Below are 19,360 nucleotides of genomic sequence, written 5' to 3'. Positions count from 1 at the left end.
TACCTCATAAGAGCGGAAACCGCTGTATCTACTCGTGCTTGACCTGATACTTTTAACCGAGACATTCGCCGACATCTGAGATATCGTGAATATCCAGTATAACATCACCAACTGAGTTAGTGAAGGTGGTATCCCACATTGCCTTAGAACATAATTCTAAGGCTCTTGATTGTCTATCAACGAGTTCAATACCCAAATTTTCTCTAGAACTACCAAGTTTTCTAAGGAAAGGTTTATTTTCTTTGTAGCCATTCAAGTCTATTCGGAACCATTACAGTTACTCAAAATATTTATTGACTTTAAATTAACTACAAAACTCTCGTATACATATATAATATTATGAACCTATTGTCGGGAAATGTCAATAGATGCCTGAAGATTTGATGTCCTATTCTTTGCTCCTTTTTTAACCCTATACAAAACTTTTACTACCCAACAGTGTGCTAGTACAGCTATAATTTATAACTGTTCCTGCTATTGAATACTTGTACTGGAGATATCCCGATCATGACCCTATTTAGTTTTGATGAAATAGTGAAATTCTTAGAACAGCATGAAAACTCAAAACGAATTAAGAAATTAATATTCTTCGCTTGTAAAAATGAGTGGGAAAATGATCAAGATACCCTAGATAGATTTAAATTAGAAGAATTAATTCAAGAATTATCTAGTTTAAATCCCACAATCAATCACTTAACCGCAAATTTATCTATTGCTGTTAAAAGTCTTAGTAAACCAAAACAATATTCTATAATTGCCAGTATCATTATCAAAGAATTACAAAAATTATATCCAACCTCTGATGAGCAGACAGGAATAATATTAAATCAAGCGAATGAAGAAGATACAGGAATAATATTAAATCAATCTGACCAAAATTTTCCTATATTTAATCATAGTGAAAAAACATCATTAAATCCATCAACTGTATCTTCAAGCATTTCAACAAAATCTCAATATGATCAATTTGATTTGCGGCAAAACTTGATGAGATATACTAGCCCATTAAGGGCAAAAATAATTTTATTTTCCGCACTTGATAAAAAATTTACCTTCAATGAAGAGGACTGGTTGAAACTAAAATCTGAAGAACTTGATAGTTTATTGCAGAAATTATTTGATTCTTGTCCAACTATCGGAGAACTTGAATCCAAAATTAACAATACAGTTATCTCTTTAGGGAACCTAGATAAAAATAATCAAGCATCTGGTGTAATCATCAGGGTCATGCGTACCTTGTATGGTAATATGCCAGTTAATACCAAGTCACATAAACCGCCTAACAGTTATTTACCTGAAAGAACTAAACCACCTACTAATCCTAATTATCAACCTGTACACACTCAATCTGATGATTTAGATGATTATGATGACGATGACAGTAATACCTGTCAAATTACAATACCGCCTACTTGAAATATACTCAATCACAAAGAATCAAACCTATTTTTGCTTTTGGAAAACCTGATCACAATAATTGAGAGATATCTATTATGGATGCCAAAGAACTTCTGAACCGATATGCAAATGGAGAAACAAAATTTATCAACGCAAACTTAAATAACATAAATCTATTTGATGCAGATTTAATTGGTATAAATTTAAATCAGGCAAATTTGCGTAACTCTATCCTAACTTTTAGCTATCTAAGTCAAGCTATTCTCAATAATGCCAATCTAATTTGTGCAAATCTTCGTGGTGTAAACCTAACTCAAGCACAGTTACAGAATGCCAACTTACATGATGCTGACTTGCATGGTGCAACGTTGCAGGGGGCTGATTTGCGTAATGCTAATTTAACTTTGGCACATCTACTAGATGCTAACTTAATGGGTGCTGATTTGCGCGGTGCTGATTTGAGTGGTGCTAACCTTACAGGCGCTTGTCTTCGCGGTGCTAACCTGCGAGAAGAAAAAAGAGCCTATTATGCTAATCTCTTGGGTGCTAACCTCCATAAAGCTGACTTACGCAGTGCTAATTTAACTGGTGCAAACTTAGCTAAGGTAAATCTAAGTGGTGCTAATTTAAGTGAAGCCACGCTGCGTAGCGTAGATTTGAGTGGTGCTAACCTGAGCGGAGCTATCTTACAAAATACCACTTTAACTGAGACTAATCTAGAAGGCTGTAATTTGAATGGCGCTAATCTGACAAATGCTAGACTGGCAAAAGCGAATTTGACTGAAGCAGAATTAATAGGTGCTAACTTGCAGGGTGCAATCATGCCAGAAGCTATCCTAATCAAAGCCAAGCTAAACCAAGCAAACCTCAGTTTTGCTAGACTGAGTAAAGTTAACTTTAGTCGAGCTAATCTCCGCGAAGCTGATCTAACTGAAGCAGAATTAGTATATGCTTGTTTAGCAATGACGGACTTTACCGATGCTAATTTAACCAAGGTAAATCTACTCGGAGCAGAAATTAGTACGACAAATCTCACAGGTGCAAATTTGTTTAAAGCAATCATGCCTGACGGAACAATTGGCTACTAAAAATCAATAAATTCATGAGTAATCTCACCGCTTTAATGCTCTTTTTAATTATTCTATCGCATTGGAATTAAACTCAAAACTTTTGCAAAAAATGGTAACAAATATGCCTATTTTAAGAGTTTGTCGTTTTACCTCTTTACCCGTATTTTCTTTACTGATAAGTGGAAGTTGGATGTTTCTCGGTGAATATAGTTGGGTTCAAGCTCAAATACCTAATAATATTCCCATATTAGCCCAAGGAACACTTCCATATCCCCAAGAAATATCCATTGACCAGCAGCCATTATCGCAGTTACCATCAGTCAAATTATATCAATCTCAAGGTATACAATATAGTCAATATAATCAAGGATTTGATCGATATTTTGTTTATGTTGACAGTAATAATTCTCAAGTCTTACAGCGAGTTCGGCAAATTGAAACTAATGCCTATATTCGCAATTATAATGGACGTGAGGTTATCCAATCTGGCGTTTTTAATGGACAAGCTAATGCTCAACGACGAGTAAAAGAATTGGAATCGAATGGTATTCCTGGCGCAAAAATTGTTAATTCTGATAATATAGAATTAAATCCCCAACAAGAAAACAGAAATTCATATTATGTAGTTATTCCCAGTAATTCTAATAGATTAATTTCTTTAGGGACAGAAATTCGCCAAAAAGTTAGTATTAGTATTAATGTATTTAGGAGAAGTCAGCCATTGGGATCGCACATAGCTGTAGGACCACTTAGCGATCGCTTGGAAGCGGAACAATGGAATAACTATTTGAAAAATTCAGGTTACGGCAATGCCAGAGTCTATTATGGCAAATAAGGTAATTGGTAATTGGTAATTGGTAATTGGTAATTGGTAATTGGTAATTGGTAATTGGTAATTGGTAATTGGTCATTAGTAACAACTGACAACTAACCAATGACAACTGACCAATGACAACTAACCAATGACAACTGACCAATGACAACTGACAACTGACAACTGACAACTAACAAATGACCAATGACTAAAGAACAATTTGTTGTTACCGCAACCCAAATGCGGCAGATTGAAGCCAGAATATTTACAGCAGGAATGCCTGTAGCTGCTTTAATGGAAAAAGTAGGAGGACTAATTTGCCAACGCTTACAGGCTATTATTTCCCCAGGAAAATGTGTAGGAATTTTAGTTGGACCTGGTCATAATGGAGGAGATGCCTTAGTAGTAGCTCGTGAATTGCATTTTCGCGGTTATCAAGTTTGGATTTATCAACCTTTTTCTAAATTAAAAGAATTAACTTCTCAACATTTCCAATATACACAAAGTTTAAAAATCCCCTGTTATCAAGAAATTTCCCAATTACCAAGTTATGATTTTTTAATTGATGGTTTATTTGGCTTTGGTTTAGAAAGAGAAATTGCTGATTCTATCGCTGCGGCAGTTAATTATTTTAATAACAAAAATCAACCCATTATTAGTATTGATATACCTTCAGGTTTACATACAGATACAGGGGAAGTTTTAGGAACAGCAATTCAAGCAACTCATACATTTTGCCTGGGTTTATGGAAACAAGGTTTATTGCAAGAACAAGCATTACCTTATGTTGGTAAAGCCGAATTAATTGATTTTGATATTCCCCTCGCAGATATTCATGCTGTGATCGGCGACATTCCCAAAATCAAACGGATTACACAAACAACGGCATTATCCACCTTACCTTTACCTCGTCCCCTAATTACTCACAAATACAAACAAGGACATTTATTATTAATTTGTGGTTCTCGACGTTATGCCGGTGGAGCGATTTTAACAGGTTTGGGTGCGCGAGCTTCCGGTGTGGGAATGCTATCCATTGCTGTCCCAGAATCCTTAAAAATGTTGTTAGTTTCCCAGTTACCAGAAGCCTTAATTATTGGTTGTCCTGAAACAGAAACAGGAGCGATCGCTAGTGTACAATTACCAGAAAATATAGATTTAAACTCATTTACTGCGATCGCTTGCGGACCCGGTTTAACCAAAGACAATATATCTATTATTCCCGAAATAATTAAATGTGAATGTCCCCTAATCCTTGATGCTGATGCCTTAAATATTTTGGCACAAATAGGCACTATCCCCACCCTAAAACAGCGAAAATCAGCCACCGTCCTCACACCCCATACAGGAGAATTTAAGCGGTTATTTCCGAATATTGACCACACAGACCGAATCAAAGCCATCCAAACAGCAGCCCAAGAAAGTGGTGCTATAGTCCTATTAAAAGGGGCAAGAACAGCCATATCTAATCCCCAAGGTAATGTTTGGATAAATCCTGAAAGTACCCCAGCCTTAGCTCGTGGAGGCAGTGGTGATGTATTGACTGGTTTATTAGGTGGACTATTAGCGCAAATTATGAATAAAGAAATTTTTATAGAAGATATAGTCGCAACTGCCGCTTGGTGGCATTCCCAAGCCGGAATTTTAGCCGCACAAACAAGAACAGAATTAGGAGTTGATGCCTTTACACTCACACAATATTTAATGCCAGTTTTGAAAAAATAATAATTGAGTAATAACTCAATGTCAAAAACTAATTGACGGGTAAATAAATTTTTCCTCTTCCTTCTTTCTTCTTCTTTCTTCGCGCTCTTTGCGTCCTAATGCCTACGGCACGCTCCGCGAACGTGGTTCATTTCTTCTTTATCCGTCAAAATTTATTTGACAGACTACTAGTTGAGGTTGGTAATAAGTAATTGGTAATAGGTGATAAAATTCCAGTTCTCATCCTGTACATCCTGATTCTGACAATTTCTCTAACTAGTAACTTACGTTAATGGGTAACAGGTAATGGGTAAAAAACTCTTCCCAATTACCAATTACCCATTACCAATCACCTAATAACAATTACTTAACTGTTACCTTACCACCAGCTTCTTCAATCCGCTTCTTAATATCTTCAGCAGCGTCCTTAGTTACAGCTTCCTTAACAGCTTTAGGAGCAGCTTCTACCAAGTCCTTAGCTTCTTTCAGACCTAGACCGGTGATTTCACGAACGATTTTCAAGACGGCAATCTTCTTATCGGCAGGTACAGAATCCAAAATTGCATCAAATTCAGTCTTCTCTTCTACTGCTTCAGCAGGAGCAGCACCAGGAGCAGCCATCATCATCATACCACCACCAGTAGCAGCAGCACTAACACCAAAAGCTTCTTCGATTTGCTTAACCAATTCAGAAGCTTCTAATAAAGTCAAAGATTTCAATTGGTCTAAAATTTGTTCGGTTGCAGCAGACATGGATATAACTCCTAAAGAATTTTTGATTTTTCAGTTGAAAAAACCCGTGAGGGTTAATTGTTACTTGTCAGTGATTAATCTTCACTAACTACCGCTGACTCAGAAGCACTTTCAGAACTGTCGCCATTTTCTTTTTCAGCAACAGCTTTTAAAGCGCGAGCCAAGGAACTTGGAACTTCGTTGATACCAACAGCCAGCTTGGTAGCCACACCGTTGATAGCTCCAGCAATTTGAGCCATGAGTTGTTCCTTAGAAGGCAAGTCTCCTAGAGCCTTGACATCAGCTTCACTCAGGACACGACCTTCCATCACACCACCGCGAATTTCTGTTTTCTTGGTGGCTTTTTGGAATGCTTGGTAAGCTTTAATCGCAGATAAATCTTCTTTAACTAGCAGAAATGCAGAAGAACCATTCAGTAATTCTGACATTGGCTGCCATTGTTCCTGATCCTTAATCGCAATGCCCATAAAGGTGTTTTTTGTCACCTTACAGATAGCACCACTAGGACGGAGTTGCCGACGCAAATCGGTGATTTCAGCAACAGTTAGCCCCTGATAATCAATTACCAGTGCTAAAGTTGACACACTCAAACTTTCTTTGAGATCAGCTACTATCTCTTTCTTGTTTTCTAACGTTCTTCCCATACTTATCTCACCTCCAATGTCAGTTGTCAGTGGTCAGTTGTTAGTTGTCAGTTCTAAGTAGGGGCGCAGGGCCTGCGCCCAGTTGTCCGTCACCTGTCACCTTTTTGCTGACTTACCGAAAACAATTAACCCCAGCTAACTTAGCCAGGGTTTCAAAGTGGTATTTTTAATACTGTCGTTGTCACAGTTTTACTGTTCAAACTTCAGATAGTTAAAATTACAACCTCGGCAGGGTATTAAGCTATTAGCACCTGCTGTCTCCGGCTTTATCTATTTAATTTTGGTCATTAGTGATTAGTCATTGGTCATTACTGATTATATTCATCTATCACCAATTACCAATTACCCATTACCCATTACCAAATTATGCAGCGTCAGTTAGTTTTAACTCTCGTAGGGCGCTAATGTCAATAGCAATTGATGGTCCCATTGTCGAGGATATGTACAATGACCGCCAATAACGACCCTTAGCACCTGAAGGACGGTTACGGTCAATTGACTCTTGTAATGCCTTCAGATTGATCAATAAATCTTCAGGTGAAAAAGCAGTCTTACCAAACATAACATGGACAATCCCAGTTCGATCAGCCCGATATTCTAATTTACCAGCTTTGAACTCAGCGATCGCACTAGCAACATCAAATGTCACTGTTCCCCCCTTGGGTGAAGGCATCAAACCACGTGGACCTAATAATTTACCCAGCTTTGCTACCTGTGGCATCACATCCGGCGTAGCAATCAGCTTATCAAAGTCCATCATGCCTTTCTGAATATCTTCAATCAGTTCTTCAGAACCGGCAATGTCAGCACCAGCGTTAGTTGCTTCTGTGACTTTTTCACCTCTGGCGATAACTGCTACCCGGATAATTTGTCCTGTTCCCTTGGGTAGTGCTACCGTTGTCCGCAATTGTTGGTCTGTATATTTAGGGTCAATTCCTAAACGGATATGAGCTTCAGCAGCTTCAGGAAACTTAGCAGTTGCCGTTTCTTTTAACAAAGCTAATGCTTCTAAGGGTGTATAATCCTTATCTTCTACCTTTTCCAGCAACGCCTGTAAGCGGCGTGATACTTTTTTTGCCATTTTTTTCTCCTGGGGTCATCTCGAAGTTGTACTTCTCCCCCGATATGATTTTGTTATTAGTCAGTTGTCAGTTGTCAGTGGTTATTTTTTTATTTACTGTCACCTGTCACCTGTTCCCTGTCACCTAATCTGTAACTGTTACGCCCATGTTTTTAGCAGTTCCTTCCACAATATTCATGGCTGCATCAATATCATTGGCGTTGAGGTCAGGAAGTTTAGTTTGAGCAATTTCGCGTAATTGCGTTCTGCTAATGCTACCAACTTTCTTTTTGTTGGGTTCATTTGAGCCTCTTTCAATCTTCGCTGCCTTGCGAATCAACACTGATGCTGGTGGAGTTTTGAGGACAAATGTAAAACTTCTATCTTCATAAACAGAAATTTCTACAGGTATAACCATCCCAGCTTGGTCTGCTGTTTTGGCATTGTACTCTTTGCAGAACATCATGATGTTAACACCATGTTGACCCAACGCAGGACCAACTGGCGGTGCTGGGTTGGCTTTCCCAGCATTCAGGGCCAACTTAATGACCGCTACTACTTTCTTCGCCATTTGTATTTAGCTCTGTTTTTTAACCTGATTAAATTCCAATTCTACTGGTGTATCTCTTCCAAAGATCGAGAGTAGAGCTTTTAGTTTACTCCTTTCTGGGGAAACTTCAATCACCTCACCTTCAAAATCCTTAAATGGACCAGAAAGCACAACTATCTTATCACCTGAAGCCATATCAATTTTGACTACTGGCTCTTGTTCCAAGGCTTGTTTGAATATGCGTTCAACTTCCGAAGGATTTAGGGGAACTGGCTTAACGTGACCACGACCTCTGCCGCTACCACGCTTTTGCTCTGCACCCACAAAGTTAATCACATGAGAGGTGTTTCTTACCACTTGCCATGTATCATCACTCATTACCATTCGGACTAGCACATAACCAGGGAAAACCTTTTCTTCTGAAGGTAACCGCTTACCATCCTTACGGATTTTCACCGTTGGGGTGTGGGGAATTTCCACTTGGATGATTTTGTCAGCGACATCAAAAGTTTGGATACGTTGCTCTAAATTTGTCTTTACCCGTTTCTCACAGCCAGAGGCTACTTGCACTGCATACCAGCGTGCTTCTTTCATCGCTGTTAAGAGTGTTTCCTCTAACTGCAACTCGGAGTTGCGTGGTTCGTCTGTTGCAGAAGTCATCAGAACACCTGTTTTGCTGCCCAAGCGAACAATCCATCGACCAGATATATCAAAGATGCGGAGAGTGTAACCATTAATAGTACAGCGGCTGATTCACTTACCAACTGTTTCCGACTGGGCCAAATCACTTTCTCAAGTTCTTCCTTTGTACCCTGGAAAAAATTGTTTAAGTTAAACCCATTTTCGGTTTCTGGCATTTCTGCTTCATTTTTTTTGGCCACAGTCGTTATACCCCCGTTTCTTAAGTAGCCTAACCTTGTGATTTTTAAGGTTTACAGCTTCGGTCTCAATGATCTCGCAATAAGAAAGCTACATTTTAAAAAAATTATACCCGAAATAATTGACGTTTTCCGCTGTTTCGGCAGTGACGTTATTGCTTCGGGCAATATTTTTCTTTTTGAGCGCGCCCTGGAGGACTTGAACCCCCGACATCAGGTTTTGGAGACCTGCGTTCTACCAACTGAACTAAGAGCGCACAAGCTTTTCTTTTTACAGTCATCGCGTTGAACTTTTTTAGTTTAACGCAATTTCGATTCTAATTGTAACCTATTTTTTTTCTTTTGGCAAGTTAGCGGCGGATGCCGCTTGCAGACTGGGTTTCGTCTATTAATTCACCATTGAGAATCACAAAGGGCGGTCGAATCTTTGTTTAATGCGGGTTGCCTTACCGACCAGTTTACGTAGGTAGTACAGTTTAGCACGTCTAACTTTACCACGACGTAATACTTTAATACTTTCAACTAGGGGAGAATGAAGCAAAAATACTCGTTCTACACCCACACCTTGGAAAACTTTGCGGACTGTGATAGTTTCGTTGATGCCGCCATTGCGTCTAGCTATAACTACACCTTCGTAAGGTTGCACACGGAACTTAGTGCCTTCCTGAATTTTAACTCCGACTTTGACTGTATCACCGACATAGATTTCGGGTAAATCAGATTTCATCTGTTCCGCTTCAATTGAGCGGATAATCTCTTGGGCGTTCATTACTTTTCTGTTTTTTGAAAAAACTCACAATCGTTAATTATAAATCTATAATCGCTTGAGAGTCTAGAAATTTCACTCATTATAAATAAAAACTACTCACAAATTCAAAATTAAGAATTAAAAAACTCTTGTCTGTTCCCTGTTCCCTGTTCCCTGTTCCCTGTTCCCTGTTGTAAAATAGACAGTGTAAGGATTCAGGGGGAACCAGGTAACTGGTCATAAACGCCTATAGAGACTATCTTTGGCAATGTTCAAGGTTTGAAGTCCAGCCAGCTAAAACAACTCCAGCGGCTGTACCACCAGCGGATATCAGGTGATTGTATTACTACAACTGATTTTGCTCAACGTCTGGCAGCAGTCAGTACGGAAATCAATCAACCTGTTTGTGTTTACATTAATCGTCGCGGACAGGTAATTCGGGTTGGTGTCGGTACTCCGCGTCAAACTCAAATTCCGCCCCTAGAACTGCCCCGTTACGGAGCAGAACGTCTCAGCGGTATTCGTTGTTTATCCACCAATCTTAAGTCAGAACCACCAAATGAAGCAGCCTTGACGGCAATGGCTTTACAAAGATTGGATGCTTTAGTAGTTTTAAATATTACTGGGGCGGGATTTACAAAGCGTGGTGGTGGTTCAACTGGGTATGTAAAAGAAGCGTATTTAGCCCATCTGGTAGCCAATAGTAGACAGTTAGTTACGACTCAATCTTCTGATATGAGTATTTCCGATGCTGTGATGTATTCTCATGTATCATCGCCTCTAAGTTTAGATGCTTTAGCCGACCAGGATTTTCTCAACTTAGTGGAAGGTTTAGAAGAGGAATTTAGTCGGGAGTTTGTTGGTCAAGAAGTAGATGCTGATCATGATCGAGTGTTAATTGTTGGGGTATTAACGGAAAATACTAATCCACAACAATTCCAGGACATCATTGTGGAATTGACCCGTTTAGTGGATACGGCTGGTGGTACTGTATTACAGGTATTACAACAAAAGCGATCGCGTATTCATCCCCAAACAGTGATTGGTGAAGGTAAAGTCCAAGAAGCTGCTCTCACAGCGCAAACTCTGGGTGCTAACTTGGTAGTATTTGATCGTGATCTTTCACCCTCCCAAGTTCGCAATTTAGAAGCGCAAATTGGTGTTAGGGTAGTTGACCGTACCGAAGTAATTTTAGATATTTTTGCCCAACGCGCTCAATCTGGTGCAGGTAAATTACAGGTAGAATTGGCACAGTTAGAGTATATGATGCCACGACTCGCTGGTAGAGGTCAATCCATGTCCAGATTAGGGGGTGGTATTGGGACAAGAGGACCTGGTGAAACCAAACTAGAAACAGAACGCCGAGCTATTCAAAAACGCATTTCTCGACTCCAACAAGAAGTTAATCAATTACAAGCACATCGTTGTAGATTAAGGCAACGGCGACAACATCGAGAAGTTCCTTCGGTGGCTTTGGTGGGTTATACCAACGCTGGTAAATCTACTTTACTTAACGCCCTTACCAATTCAGAAGTATACACGGCTGACCAACTGTTTGCCACTCTTGACCCCACAACCCGACGCTTAACACTTCCCCATGCGGAGACGGCCGCACCCCAGGAAACTCTAATGACGGATACTGTAGGGTTTATCCATGAGTTACCTGCATCTTTGATGGATGCATTTCGGGCAACTTTGGAAGAGGTTACAGAAGCGGATGCTTTACTGCATTTAGTAGACTTATCTCATCCGGCTTGGTTGAATCATATTCGCGCAGTTCGGGACATACTCGCGCAAATGCCGATTACACCAGGACCGGCGTTAGTTGCTTTTAATAAAATTGATCAAGTTAATAGTGAAACACTGGCTTTGGCTAGAGAAGAGTTTCCTTTAGCAGTGTTTATTTCTGCTAGTCAACGTTTAGGACTGGAAACTCTGCGTCAAAGGCTATCGCTGTTGATTCAATACGCTGTTGGTGATGATTGATAGTAGGGGTAGCGCCCCCGTGCCTACCCCGATATTTGGGGCAACCACAGGGGGTTTGCCCCTACAAAATGGGTAATATTTTGGATAAAAATTGTTCAATATTATTGATAATAATGTCAATGATTCAACAATATATCCAATTTTGCTAGAATCATGATTACTTCAATGTAATTGGTTACAAGATGATGATTACTACTATTGAGCGCCGTTATAGTTTAGATGAATATCGCGCCATTGAAGAAAAAGCTGAAGAACGCAGTGAATATCGTGATGGAGAAATTGTGCCAATGTCGGGAGGATCACTCAATCATAGTCGTATAGGTGGCAATATTTTTGCATTTCTCAAGTTTATTTTGCGTGATAGTAAATGTGAGCCAATTAATAGTGATTTGAGGTTATGGATTCCTGAATATAAACGCGGAGTATATCCAGATGTCATGGTTTTTGCAGATGAACCCCAACTAAATGATAACCGCAATGATGAAGTTTTAAATCCTATTTTAATTGTAGAAGTATTATCACCTTCAACCGCTGATTATGACAGACAAAGCAAGTTTCGGATGTATCGTTCAATTAGCAGTTTTTGTGAATATTTATTAGTTGAACAAGATGAAATTTTTATAGAAAAATATAGTAAACAGTCTCAAGGTTGGTTATTGAGTGATTTTAATGATGTAGAAAAATCCATTTCTTTGGAGTCTGTTGGGGTTGATTTACCGATATCGGAAATTTATCGCGGTGTTGTTTTTGGGTAATCTGAATCAGGAATAATAACCTGATAATTCACCGTTAAGAAGGGAAAAGAAAAAGAAGGGCAGAGGGTAAAAGAATAAGAGTATAAAGGGCTACAACTACAAAGTTCTGGAACAGAACACGACCCGGAAACCGTAGCGGTGGTCACGATCATAACGCGAAGTCCTACCGCGATCCCCCTGCGGCCAGAACATAGCAGTGTAGTCCCGATAACTGCCGCCACGAAGAAGCTTTTCGCTGCTACCGCTTCGACTCTTCCAAGCACTACCATCTATAGGCAAATCCATATAGTTATAATGCCAGTCATCTTCGCACCACTCCCAGAAATTCTCGTGCATATCGTACAATCCAAAAGCGTTAGGGGGAAAAGTTCCTACATCTGTGGTTTGTTCTCGATATTTGCCTTTTGGCGCGGAATTGTAGGGATCATTGCCATCATAATTAACTAAATCTGTGGTGATGTTGTCACCAAATGAAAATGGCGTTTTTTTCCCGCCTCTACAAGCATACTCCCATTCTGCTTCACTGGGCAATCTGTAGTTTTTCTGTGTCTTTTGAGTTAACTTTTGACAGAATGTAACTGCCTCATCCCAACTGACATTTGCAACTGGGCGGTTATTGCCTTTGAAGTAAGAGGGATTATTACCTATGATAGCTTGATATTGTGCCTGTGTTAATTTATATTTGCCCATAAAGAAGCTGGGAACTGTGACTTGATGTTGAGGACTTTCATCACTATCTCTTTCTGCTTCATTGTCCGGTGAACCCATGAGAAAAGTTCCTCCGGGTATGGCTATCATTTCTAATTTAATACCCTTTCCTAAGTCTTCAGTAAATGATGATTGAGGATTGATATTTAAGCTGGTATTTGTTGGTGGAGAAATAAACTGAAAAATTTGTTTGAATAGATTATTAGAACCTTGTGGTTGTGAAATGGGAATAACTATTGTTTTTTGATTTGCTAATGCTGCTAAAACTTCTGTGGCTGATTGATAACGATTAGCAGGAATATCCTGTAACATTGTTTCTAATACATCTATTAATTCCTGACTTAAAGACACATATTTTCGCCATGTCCACTGCATTCTGTTAGTATCAAACAATTGATCTGAACCATCGGACTTTTGAAAATGTCCCGTCAATAATCTCACACAGGTAACAGCTAAACTATAGAGATCACTATTATGGTAAGCCGTACCCCGCAACTGTTCTGGAGGTGCATATCCAGGAGTACCTACTGTAGTTCCAATTCTAGTTAAAATACTGCCGCTTGTTTCTTTGGAAACGCCAAAATCAATGAGGAATAATTTACCCTTTTTGCTTCTGATAATATTTTCTGGTTTGATGTCTCGATGAATGACTTTGTTATCATGGATAAATTGTAAAACAGGTAATAATTCTATTAAGATATTTCTGATTTGCGGTTCGTTTAATGTGCCTTGATTTTGAAATTCTTCTAATAGGTTTTGACCATCAATAAAATCTTGGACTAAATAAAGTCTATCATCTTGAGAAAAGAAGGCTTCTAAATCTGGAATTTGGGGATGTTTTCCTAGTTCTTGCAGTCTTTGGGCTTCTTGTTGAAATAATTCAGTCGCTTTTTGTAATGCGGCGCTTCCTGTTTGTTGGGGTAAGAATTGTTTGATAACGCAGGGTGTATTTAATCTTTTTTCATCTACTGCTTGAAATGTTCTGCCAAAACCACCTTCTCCGAGAAATTTAATGGGACGATAACGATCATCTAAAAGGATTTTATCGCCGCATTCTTGACAAAAGTTAGTACCTTGGGGATTTGGGTAAATACAGGCGGGGTTAAGGCATTGGCTCATGGTAGATGGTGGGTATTTCTAGGGATGCTTATACTATACTAAGATAGTTCTACCAGTAGCTAGATTTAAGTTTAAACACACCAGAGAATAAATTATTAAGCTCAAATCTTTACCATATCTCGTTCCCAGTCTCCGACTGGGAATGTCCTCACAGAGGCTCTGCCTCTGCTATCATTGAAGCCAGAGCCTTCTAGAATTCATTCCCATACAGAGTATGGGAACGAGAAAAAGTCGAAGTCCCAACGTTTTTAGGTTAAAGTTTTCATCAAAGTTAGTTCAATGTAGTCCTCTCTGGGCTGTTTCATGCTCACTTCTACATCTGGTCCAAAATACTTAGTCATTTTTTCCTGCTTTTGCTGCCAGGTATCAAAGGTGATTAGTGGTGAATCAAATTCTAGAATTAAGGTATAAGCGCCATTGATTTCGGTTTCTCGTAAACCTGTTACTATTGGTCTTGCGTCATCGGTGGGACTTAAACCTAGATAGGCTAGGGCTACATCTAAATGAGCTTTTTGCCCATAACAGTTGCGGGTGATGTCTTTGCGGATTTTGGTCTGTGTAACTGTTGCTTGTTGCTTTCTGAGTTCTAGGATGGATGGTGTGCTAGTTTGGCTGAAAGGTACAGGTTTAAGTTCATTGGCTTTTAGGGCTAAACCTCCCAGTAATAGGGGAAATCCATAGAAAAATCCCACTAGATTGAGGGTGGCATTATCTACAAAGTAGGCAACAAAACCTGTTATGGTGAGTATAGTACCTATTGTTAAGCCAAGTGTTCCTAAAGAAATTCTGCCGAGCATAATTTGAGATTAGTATAATTTATTTTCATCTTTTATTATCATCGCTGATTGGTGACAAATTGGGAAAGGGGATATGGAGATTTTTACTTTTTGCGTTAACTTTAGATTTGAAGTGTTTCAAAATAGGAAGCAAAAAAATGGATATTCAGACAATTAAAGACCGAATTAGCACTGTTCAAGATAAACGTGAGCGGTTGCTGAGTTTATTGGAACAACCCAATCTAGGAACTTTAAGAGTTGATGTGAATCAAGCTTTGGAAGAATTAGATGATTTACTTGATGAGTTTAAACGGACTATTCCTGAAACGAGAAATAATTAACCTAAGTTGTTAGTTATGTCAATTTAGGCAGGAAAAAAGGTAATTGATAATTACAATACCTTTGACAAATTGGGCGTTGCTGAATTGAGGTATGAAATTGGAAAATCAAAAAAATGAAACTCTTACTCTCTGAGACTCTGCGCCTCTGCGTGAAATAAAATCATACTCTTAATCAGCAACGCCTAAATTTCATGCTGTTATTAATGAATCGTTTCTGGGCGCAGACCCTGCGCCCCTACTTTCTGAATTTTTCATGGTCAGAATCTACTAGTAGTTGGTCAAATTTATTTTGACGGGTAAGTAGTGAGACAGAATTAATTACACAATGTCATTGCGTTAGCGTGGCGTGGCGTTAGCCATATGGAACGAAGTGAAATGAAGCAATTCCAAGGGTTGTGATTGCTTCCCTTCGCTCGCAATGACTGTAAATATTTTTGTCCAATTACTTAATGATTGGAAAAAACTTCTGTTCTTCCCTCCCTTGCCCTCGGTGCCTCTCTTCTCCCCCTGCTTGCCTTCACCCGTCATTTTCGGGTTGACAGACTACTAAAGAGGTTTGCAGAGGGGTTTATTAATACATTAAAAACTTTTAAAACATCCTCTTAACCCAATCTACAAGGAAGATTAAGCAGAGTGCAATCTTTCTTCAAAAAATGAAGAATACCCAAGTTTGTTGCCTAATTTTCTGACTAAGGTAATGAGTTCTTTTGTGGGAATATCTTTTGTGCAAACTTTATCAAATTGATATTTAATTTTATAGTTATGAAAATATGATTCATCTATTGAGGAATAAGCCAAAATTTGAGTATTTGGAGATATAGCTTTAATGTAATTAGATGCTGACCAACCATCCATAATCGGCATTTGTAAATCGAGAATGATCACATGAGGTTGATGGCATTTAACCATGTCTATAGCTTCTTGACCATTACTAGCTAAACCAACAACTTGAATATTTTCTTGAGTAGAAAAAATTAGGTACAGACTTAAACGAGTGAGTTCATGATCATCAACTACAAGAAGGCGCAATTTAGAAGGCTCTTTGGACAACATTAACATTCCCAAAAAATAATAAATATGTATGACTATAGTTTATGAATGCGAGTTCTAAATTTACTCTGTCTGATGAGTGAATTTTGGGGGCTAAAAGGTGAATTTTATGCAAATTTTGCATAACACTGATGTAGTAGATGCACCGATTAGGAAACTGGCATAGGATGATCGGACATTATGTTTAAAATATGTTATTTGGGGTTTACTAAAAAGGTCTTTTTGTGATAGCGCAGTGTGACGTAAGTAGGTGAACACAATAAAACCAAACTGTGTAAAGAAACGTAGAATCACTGAAAACTTCTTTACTCTTGCCTCTTGCCTTGCTATAACGACAATTTTCAACGCCAACCTACTTAAGTCATGGGATAGATGAAGAATTGACAAAAGGGTATGTAAATTCAGATATGCTTAAGCCATGCTTACGCTATGAGAATTTGAGGTGATGATTCACTTTTGCTGCAACTAATGAGAGTCTAATTTATGCCGGCGGAACGTAAAGCCATAGACATAATTGTTTTTTGAGAATTGGCTTCTGGACAGTTATCACCTGGGCATCTTTGGGTATAATTGCCATCAGGTTGTAATTCCCAGGCATGACGATTATCTGCTAACATAATCCCTAAGATTTCTTGTAAATCTTTGGCAATTTCTTGGTCTTTGATGGGGGTAATAACTTCGACGCGACGATCTAAATTACGCCGCATCCAATCTGCGCTGCCGATATATATTTCTTCTTGGTTATGATTGTAGAAGTAATATATGCGGGAGTGTTCTAAAAAGCGGCCAATAATGCTGATAACGCGAATGTTGTCGCTGAGATTTGGTAGTCCGGGACGCAAACAACATATTCCCCGAATAATTAGGTCAATTTGAACCCCAGCGCGGGATGCTTCGTACAGGGCAGAAATTATTTGTGGGTCAACTAGGGCGTTCATTTTGGCGACTATGCGACCGGAAAATCCGTTTTGCACATTGTCAATTTCGCGTTTAATTAATTCGAGAAAGCGATCGCGCATATTCACAGGTGCTACCATAATTTCTCGATAGGATTTTTGGCGAGAGTAGCCTGTTAAGAAGTTAAACACATCTGTTAAATCTGCGCCTAATTCTTCTCGACAACTAAATAAGCCTAAATCTGTATAGAGTCGTGCGGTTTTGGGGTTGTAATTCCCAGTCCCAATGTGTACATAACGGCGCATTCTGTCTTTTTCTCGTCGCACTACCAAGACGATTTTGCTATGGGTTTTCAAACCGACTAAACCATAGACAACATGAACACCAACTCTTTCTAAACGTCTTGCCCAATAAATGTTATTCTCTTCATCAAACCGGGCTTTTAATTCGACTAATACGGAAACTTGTTTACCATTTTCTGCTGCTGCAATTAAAGCATTAACTATGGGTGAGTCTCCAGAAGTCCGGTAGAGAGTCATTTTGATGGCTAGGACGTTGGGATCATGGGCGGCACTAGTAATAAAGCGCACTACTGTCCCGGAGAAAGATTGATAGGGATGATGAACTAGCAAATCTTTTTCTCGAATTATGGAAAAGAAGTCTTTTCCTTCTTCTTGTTCAAGAACGTCAGTATCAATACAGGGTTCTCTGAGCCGTTGTAAGCGGGAAGGAACGACGGATTGACGGGGGAGATCTTTAAGTTCTGGTAGTGGTAGTGCCAGAAAGTACATTAAATCCCGCAGTGCCAACAGACCATCAACTTCATAAATGTCGCTGTTGGTGAGTCGTAAATCTTCTAAGAGACGGGAACGCACTGATGCAGGGGTTTGGGAGCGAATTTCTAACCTGACGGTATTCCCCCCCATGCGGCGTTTGCGAAGTTCCTGTTCAATGGCTAATAACAGGTCGTCGGCTTCATCTTCCTCTAATTCTAGATCAGCGTCGCGGGTAATGCGGAATGGGTGATATTCTTGGATACTCATGCCGGGAAAGAGAGATTCTAGGTTATGAGCGATCGCTTGTTCTAAGGGAATCCCTGACCAGTTAGCAATTTTCCCATTGTCTTGAACTCTCAACTCTGGGGGTAATGGCAAAAATCTTGGTAAGACTTGAGGAACTTTAACTCTGGCAAAAAACTCCTCTTCTGTATCAGGATTTTTGACCACCACTGCTAGATTTAAACTGAGATTAGAAATGTGAGGAAAGGGATGACTAGGATCAACAGCAAGAGGAGTCAGAACTGGAAAAATCTGCTCTTCAAAATAGTTATCTAGATAACTTCGCTGTTTGGGATTCAATTCTATGTAATCCAGAATATAGATTCCCTGCTGGACTAACAGTGGTCGCAGCACTTCCTCAAATTCCGCATTGTGCTTTTTGAGTTGGGGATTCAAATGCAAACGAATATCATCTAGTTGTTTCTGTGGTGTCCGGCCATCAGGAGTTAATAAATTAACAGTGGCTTCTACCTGTTGCTTTAAACCTGCCACTCGTACCATAAAGAACTCATCCAAATTGGAACTAAAAATGGCTAAAAATTTCAGCCTTTCCAACAGAGGAGTTCTGGGATCACAAGCCTCATGTAAGACCCGATTATTAAATTCTAGCCAACTTAACTCACGGTTGATGTAGTATTGTGGATCACTCAAATTCATGGAAGCAGAATTTTTTTTTGGTTTCGCCATAATCACCTAGAGGTAGGTAGACATCGTCTATAGAGCGTGAATATCAATATCTTAATTGCTACTGCATAGATTTTTACACTTCTTGATCTAGAAACCTGATTAAGTTGGCAATTTGATATTCTTATGTATAAAAAAATAATTATTTTTAGATAAAATTTCTCAGTTTCAGTGTTTTAATCAAAACCGAGTGACTGATTGAATAACATCAAGCAAGGATGGGAATTATGAAATCATAAGTAATGGGACAGAATTAATTACACAATTGATTTTTCTGTTCCCTGTTCCCTGTTCCCTCTCTCAACGAGTGAATTTAATTTTGTCCGACTACTTATTCAGCTTATTTTATAAAGTAGATGCCGAAAAC

Annotated in this window: 19 protein-coding genes, 1 tRNA gene and 1 other annotated feature; of the genes, 7 read left to right on the top strand and 13 right to left on the bottom strand. The window is 39.1% G+C overall.

What is annotated here, in order from left to right; all coding sequences use genetic code 11:
- Window positions 1-52 precede the first annotated feature (52 nt).
- Entirely contained in the window at window positions 53-256 is a 204-nt protein-coding gene (locus AA650_RS27510; RefSeq protein WP_152608789.1) for a hypothetical protein, read from the bottom strand.
- Window positions 257-507: 251 nt separating this feature from the next.
- Here AA650_RS27510 and AA650_RS02755 point away from each other — a divergent pair, with 251 nt between their 5' ends.
- The 4 genes from AA650_RS02755 (at window position 508) to AA650_RS02740 (ending at window position 5,007) form a co-directional block, all read left to right on the top strand.
- Complete coding sequence (locus AA650_RS02755; RefSeq protein ID WP_052149864.1) at window positions 508-1,416, top strand: hypothetical protein; 909 nt, start codon at window positions 508-510, stop codon at window positions 1,414-1,416.
- Between the two features lie 77 nt (window positions 1,417-1,493).
- Window positions 1,494-2,486, top strand: a complete 993-nt coding sequence (locus AA650_RS02750) for a pentapeptide repeat-containing protein (protein WP_053537868.1) — start codon at window positions 1,494-1,496, stop codon at window positions 2,484-2,486.
- A gap of 103 nt (window positions 2,487-2,589) precedes the next feature.
- On the top strand, window positions 2,590-3,303 hold the full coding sequence (locus AA650_RS02745; RefSeq protein WP_053537867.1) for a hypothetical protein: 714 nt from the start codon (window positions 2,590-2,592) through the stop codon (window positions 3,301-3,303).
- Between the two features lie 183 nt (window positions 3,304-3,486).
- Window positions 3,487-5,007: a bifunctional ADP-dependent NAD(P)H-hydrate dehydratase/NAD(P)H-hydrate epimerase gene (locus AA650_RS02740; protein ID WP_053537866.1), complete on the top strand. Its 1,521-nt coding sequence runs from the start codon at window positions 3,487-3,489 to the stop codon at window positions 5,005-5,007.
- 342 nt (window positions 5,008-5,349) lie between these two features.
- Here the strand turns inward: AA650_RS02740 and rplL are convergent, their stop codons facing one another.
- From rplL to rplS, 8 genes are all read right to left on the bottom strand, one after another.
- Window positions 5,350-5,739, bottom strand: coding sequence for a 50S ribosomal protein L7/L12 (rplL, locus tag AA650_RS02735; protein ID WP_053537865.1), 390 nt, complete (start codon window positions 5,737-5,739; stop codon window positions 5,350-5,352).
- Between the two features lie 74 nt (window positions 5,740-5,813).
- Window positions 5,814-6,383: a 50S ribosomal protein L10 gene (rplJ, locus tag AA650_RS02730; protein ID WP_039201559.1), complete on the bottom strand. Its 570-nt coding sequence runs from the start codon at window positions 6,381-6,383 to the stop codon at window positions 5,814-5,816.
- A 114-nt stretch (window positions 6,384-6,497) separates the two neighbouring features.
- Window positions 6,498-6,665 (bottom strand) — a sequence feature (ribosomal protein L10 leader region).
- An 82-nt stretch (window positions 6,666-6,747) separates the two neighbouring features.
- On the bottom strand, window positions 6,748-7,464 hold the full coding sequence (gene rplA, locus AA650_RS02725; protein WP_027404877.1) for a 50S ribosomal protein L1: 717 nt from the start codon (window positions 7,462-7,464) through the stop codon (window positions 6,748-6,750).
- A gap of 124 nt (window positions 7,465-7,588) precedes the next feature.
- Window positions 7,589-8,014, bottom strand: coding sequence for a 50S ribosomal protein L11 (rplK, locus tag AA650_RS02720; RefSeq protein WP_027404878.1), 426 nt, complete (start codon window positions 8,012-8,014; stop codon window positions 7,589-7,591).
- Between the two features lie 6 nt (window positions 8,015-8,020).
- Window positions 8,021-8,653 (bottom strand): transcription termination/antitermination protein NusG, encoded by a 633-nt coding sequence (nusG, locus tag AA650_RS02715; protein ID WP_027404879.1) that lies wholly within the window; start codon window positions 8,651-8,653, stop codon window positions 8,021-8,023.
- Window positions 8,653-8,874 (bottom strand): preprotein translocase subunit SecE, encoded by a 222-nt coding sequence (secE, locus tag AA650_RS02710; protein WP_015078220.1) that lies wholly within the window; start codon window positions 8,872-8,874, stop codon window positions 8,653-8,655. The genes nusG and secE overlap by 1 nt, the downstream gene beginning before the upstream one ends.
- A 181-nt stretch (window positions 8,875-9,055) precedes the next feature.
- Window positions 9,056-9,128 (bottom strand) — tRNA-Trp (locus AA650_RS02705).
- Between the two features lie 149 nt (window positions 9,129-9,277).
- Window positions 9,278-9,640: a 50S ribosomal protein L19 gene (gene rplS / locus AA650_RS02700; protein WP_039201563.1), complete on the bottom strand. Its 363-nt coding sequence runs from the start codon at window positions 9,638-9,640 to the stop codon at window positions 9,278-9,280.
- A 228-nt stretch (window positions 9,641-9,868) separates the two neighbouring features.
- Here rplS and hflX point away from each other — a divergent pair, with 228 nt between their 5' ends.
- On the top strand, window positions 9,869-11,605 hold the full coding sequence (hflX, locus tag AA650_RS02695) for a GTPase HflX (RefSeq protein ID WP_053537864.1): 1,737 nt from the start codon (window positions 9,869-9,871) through the stop codon (window positions 11,603-11,605).
- A gap of 185 nt (window positions 11,606-11,790) precedes the next feature.
- Complete coding sequence (locus tag AA650_RS02690) at window positions 11,791-12,360, top strand: Uma2 family endonuclease (RefSeq protein WP_053541163.1); 570 nt, start codon at window positions 11,791-11,793, stop codon at window positions 12,358-12,360.
- A 96-nt stretch (window positions 12,361-12,456) separates the two neighbouring features.
- Here AA650_RS02690 and AA650_RS02685 read toward each other — a convergent pair whose 3' ends face one another.
- Both AA650_RS02685 and AA650_RS02680 read right to left on the bottom strand, forming a co-directional pair.
- Window positions 12,457-14,187, bottom strand: a complete 1,731-nt coding sequence (locus AA650_RS02685) for a bifunctional serine/threonine-protein kinase/formylglycine-generating enzyme family protein (RefSeq protein ID WP_053537863.1) — start codon at window positions 14,185-14,187, stop codon at window positions 12,457-12,459.
- 248 nt (window positions 14,188-14,435) lie between these two features.
- A complete protein-coding gene (locus tag AA650_RS02680; RefSeq protein WP_053537862.1) occupies window positions 14,436-14,984 on the bottom strand; it encodes a DUF2854 domain-containing protein in 549 nt (182 codons plus the stop codon).
- 137 nt (window positions 14,985-15,121) lie between these two features.
- Between AA650_RS02680 and AA650_RS02675 the strand changes: the two genes are divergently transcribed.
- Window positions 15,122-15,304 carry a hypothetical protein gene (locus AA650_RS02675; RefSeq protein WP_027403802.1) on the top strand — a complete coding sequence of 61 codons (183 nt, stop codon included), beginning with the start codon at window positions 15,122-15,124 and terminating at the stop codon, window positions 15,302-15,304.
- A 624-nt stretch (window positions 15,305-15,928) separates the two neighbouring features.
- Here the strand turns inward: AA650_RS02675 and AA650_RS02665 are convergent.
- Both AA650_RS02665 and ppk1 read right to left on the bottom strand, forming a co-directional pair.
- Window positions 15,929-16,363, bottom strand: coding sequence for a response regulator (locus AA650_RS02665; RefSeq protein WP_053537860.1), 435 nt, complete (start codon window positions 16,361-16,363; stop codon window positions 15,929-15,931).
- 467 nt (window positions 16,364-16,830) lie between these two features.
- On the bottom strand, window positions 16,831-18,996 hold the full coding sequence (ppk1, locus tag AA650_RS02660) for a polyphosphate kinase 1 (protein ID WP_053537859.1): 2,166 nt from the start codon (window positions 18,994-18,996) through the stop codon (window positions 16,831-16,833).
- Between the last annotated feature and the right edge of the window lie 364 nt (window positions 18,997-19,360).

Origin of the sequence: Anabaena sp. WA102 (assembly GCF_001277295.1) — a bacterium.
GTDB classification, from domain to species: Bacteria; Cyanobacteriota; Cyanobacteriia; order Cyanobacteriales; family Nostocaceae; genus Dolichospermum; species Dolichospermum heterosporum.
The sequence above is the reverse complement of the archived record's forward strand: the minus strand, read 5'-3'. Positions and strand labels throughout refer to the sequence as shown.

Coding starts and splice junctions, on each gene's coding strand:
- AA650_RS02690 (WP_053541163.1), top strand. CDS start 11,791: ATGATTACTACTATTGAGCGCCGTTATAGTTTAGATGAATATCGCGCC.
- AA650_RS02680 (WP_053537862.1), bottom strand. CDS start 14,984: ATGCTCGGCAGAATTTCTTTAGGAACACTTGGCTTAACAATAGGTACT.
- nusG (WP_027404879.1), bottom strand. CDS start 8,653: ATGACTTCTGCAACAGACGAACCACGCAACTCCGAGTTGCAGTTAGAG.
- rplK (WP_027404878.1), bottom strand. CDS start 8,014: ATGGCGAAGAAAGTAGTAGCGGTCATTAAGTTGGCCCTGAATGCTGGG.
- AA650_RS02685 (WP_053537863.1), bottom strand. CDS start 14,187: ATGAGCCAATGCCTTAACCCCGCCTGTATTTACCCAAATCCCCAAGGT.
- AA650_RS02750 (WP_053537868.1), top strand. CDS start 1,494: ATGGATGCCAAAGAACTTCTGAACCGATATGCAAATGGAGAAACAAAA.
- ppk1 (WP_053537859.1), bottom strand. CDS start 18,996: ATGGCGAAACCAAAAAAAAATTCTGCTTCCATGAATTTGAGTGATCCA.
- rplS (WP_039201563.1), bottom strand. CDS start 9,640: ATGAACGCCCAAGAGATTATCCGCTCAATTGAAGCGGAACAGATGAAA.
- AA650_RS02740 (WP_053537866.1), top strand. CDS start 3,487: ATGACTAAAGAACAATTTGTTGTTACCGCAACCCAAATGCGGCAGATT.
- AA650_RS02755 (WP_052149864.1), top strand. CDS start 508: ATGACCCTATTTAGTTTTGATGAAATAGTGAAATTCTTAGAACAGCAT.
- rplL (WP_053537865.1), bottom strand. CDS start 5,739: ATGTCTGCTGCAACCGAACAAATTTTAGACCAATTGAAATCTTTGACT.
- rplJ (WP_039201559.1), bottom strand. CDS start 6,383: ATGGGAAGAACGTTAGAAAACAAGAAAGAGATAGTAGCTGATCTCAAA.
- AA650_RS02675 (WP_027403802.1), top strand. CDS start 15,122: ATGGATATTCAGACAATTAAAGACCGAATTAGCACTGTTCAAGATAAA.
- rplA (WP_027404877.1), bottom strand. CDS start 7,464: ATGGCAAAAAAAGTATCACGCCGCTTACAGGCGTTGCTGGAAAAGGTA.
- AA650_RS02745 (WP_053537867.1), top strand. CDS start 2,590: ATGCCTATTTTAAGAGTTTGTCGTTTTACCTCTTTACCCGTATTTTCT.
- AA650_RS02665 (WP_053537860.1), bottom strand. CDS start 16,363: ATGTTAATGTTGTCCAAAGAGCCTTCTAAATTGCGCCTTCTTGTAGTT.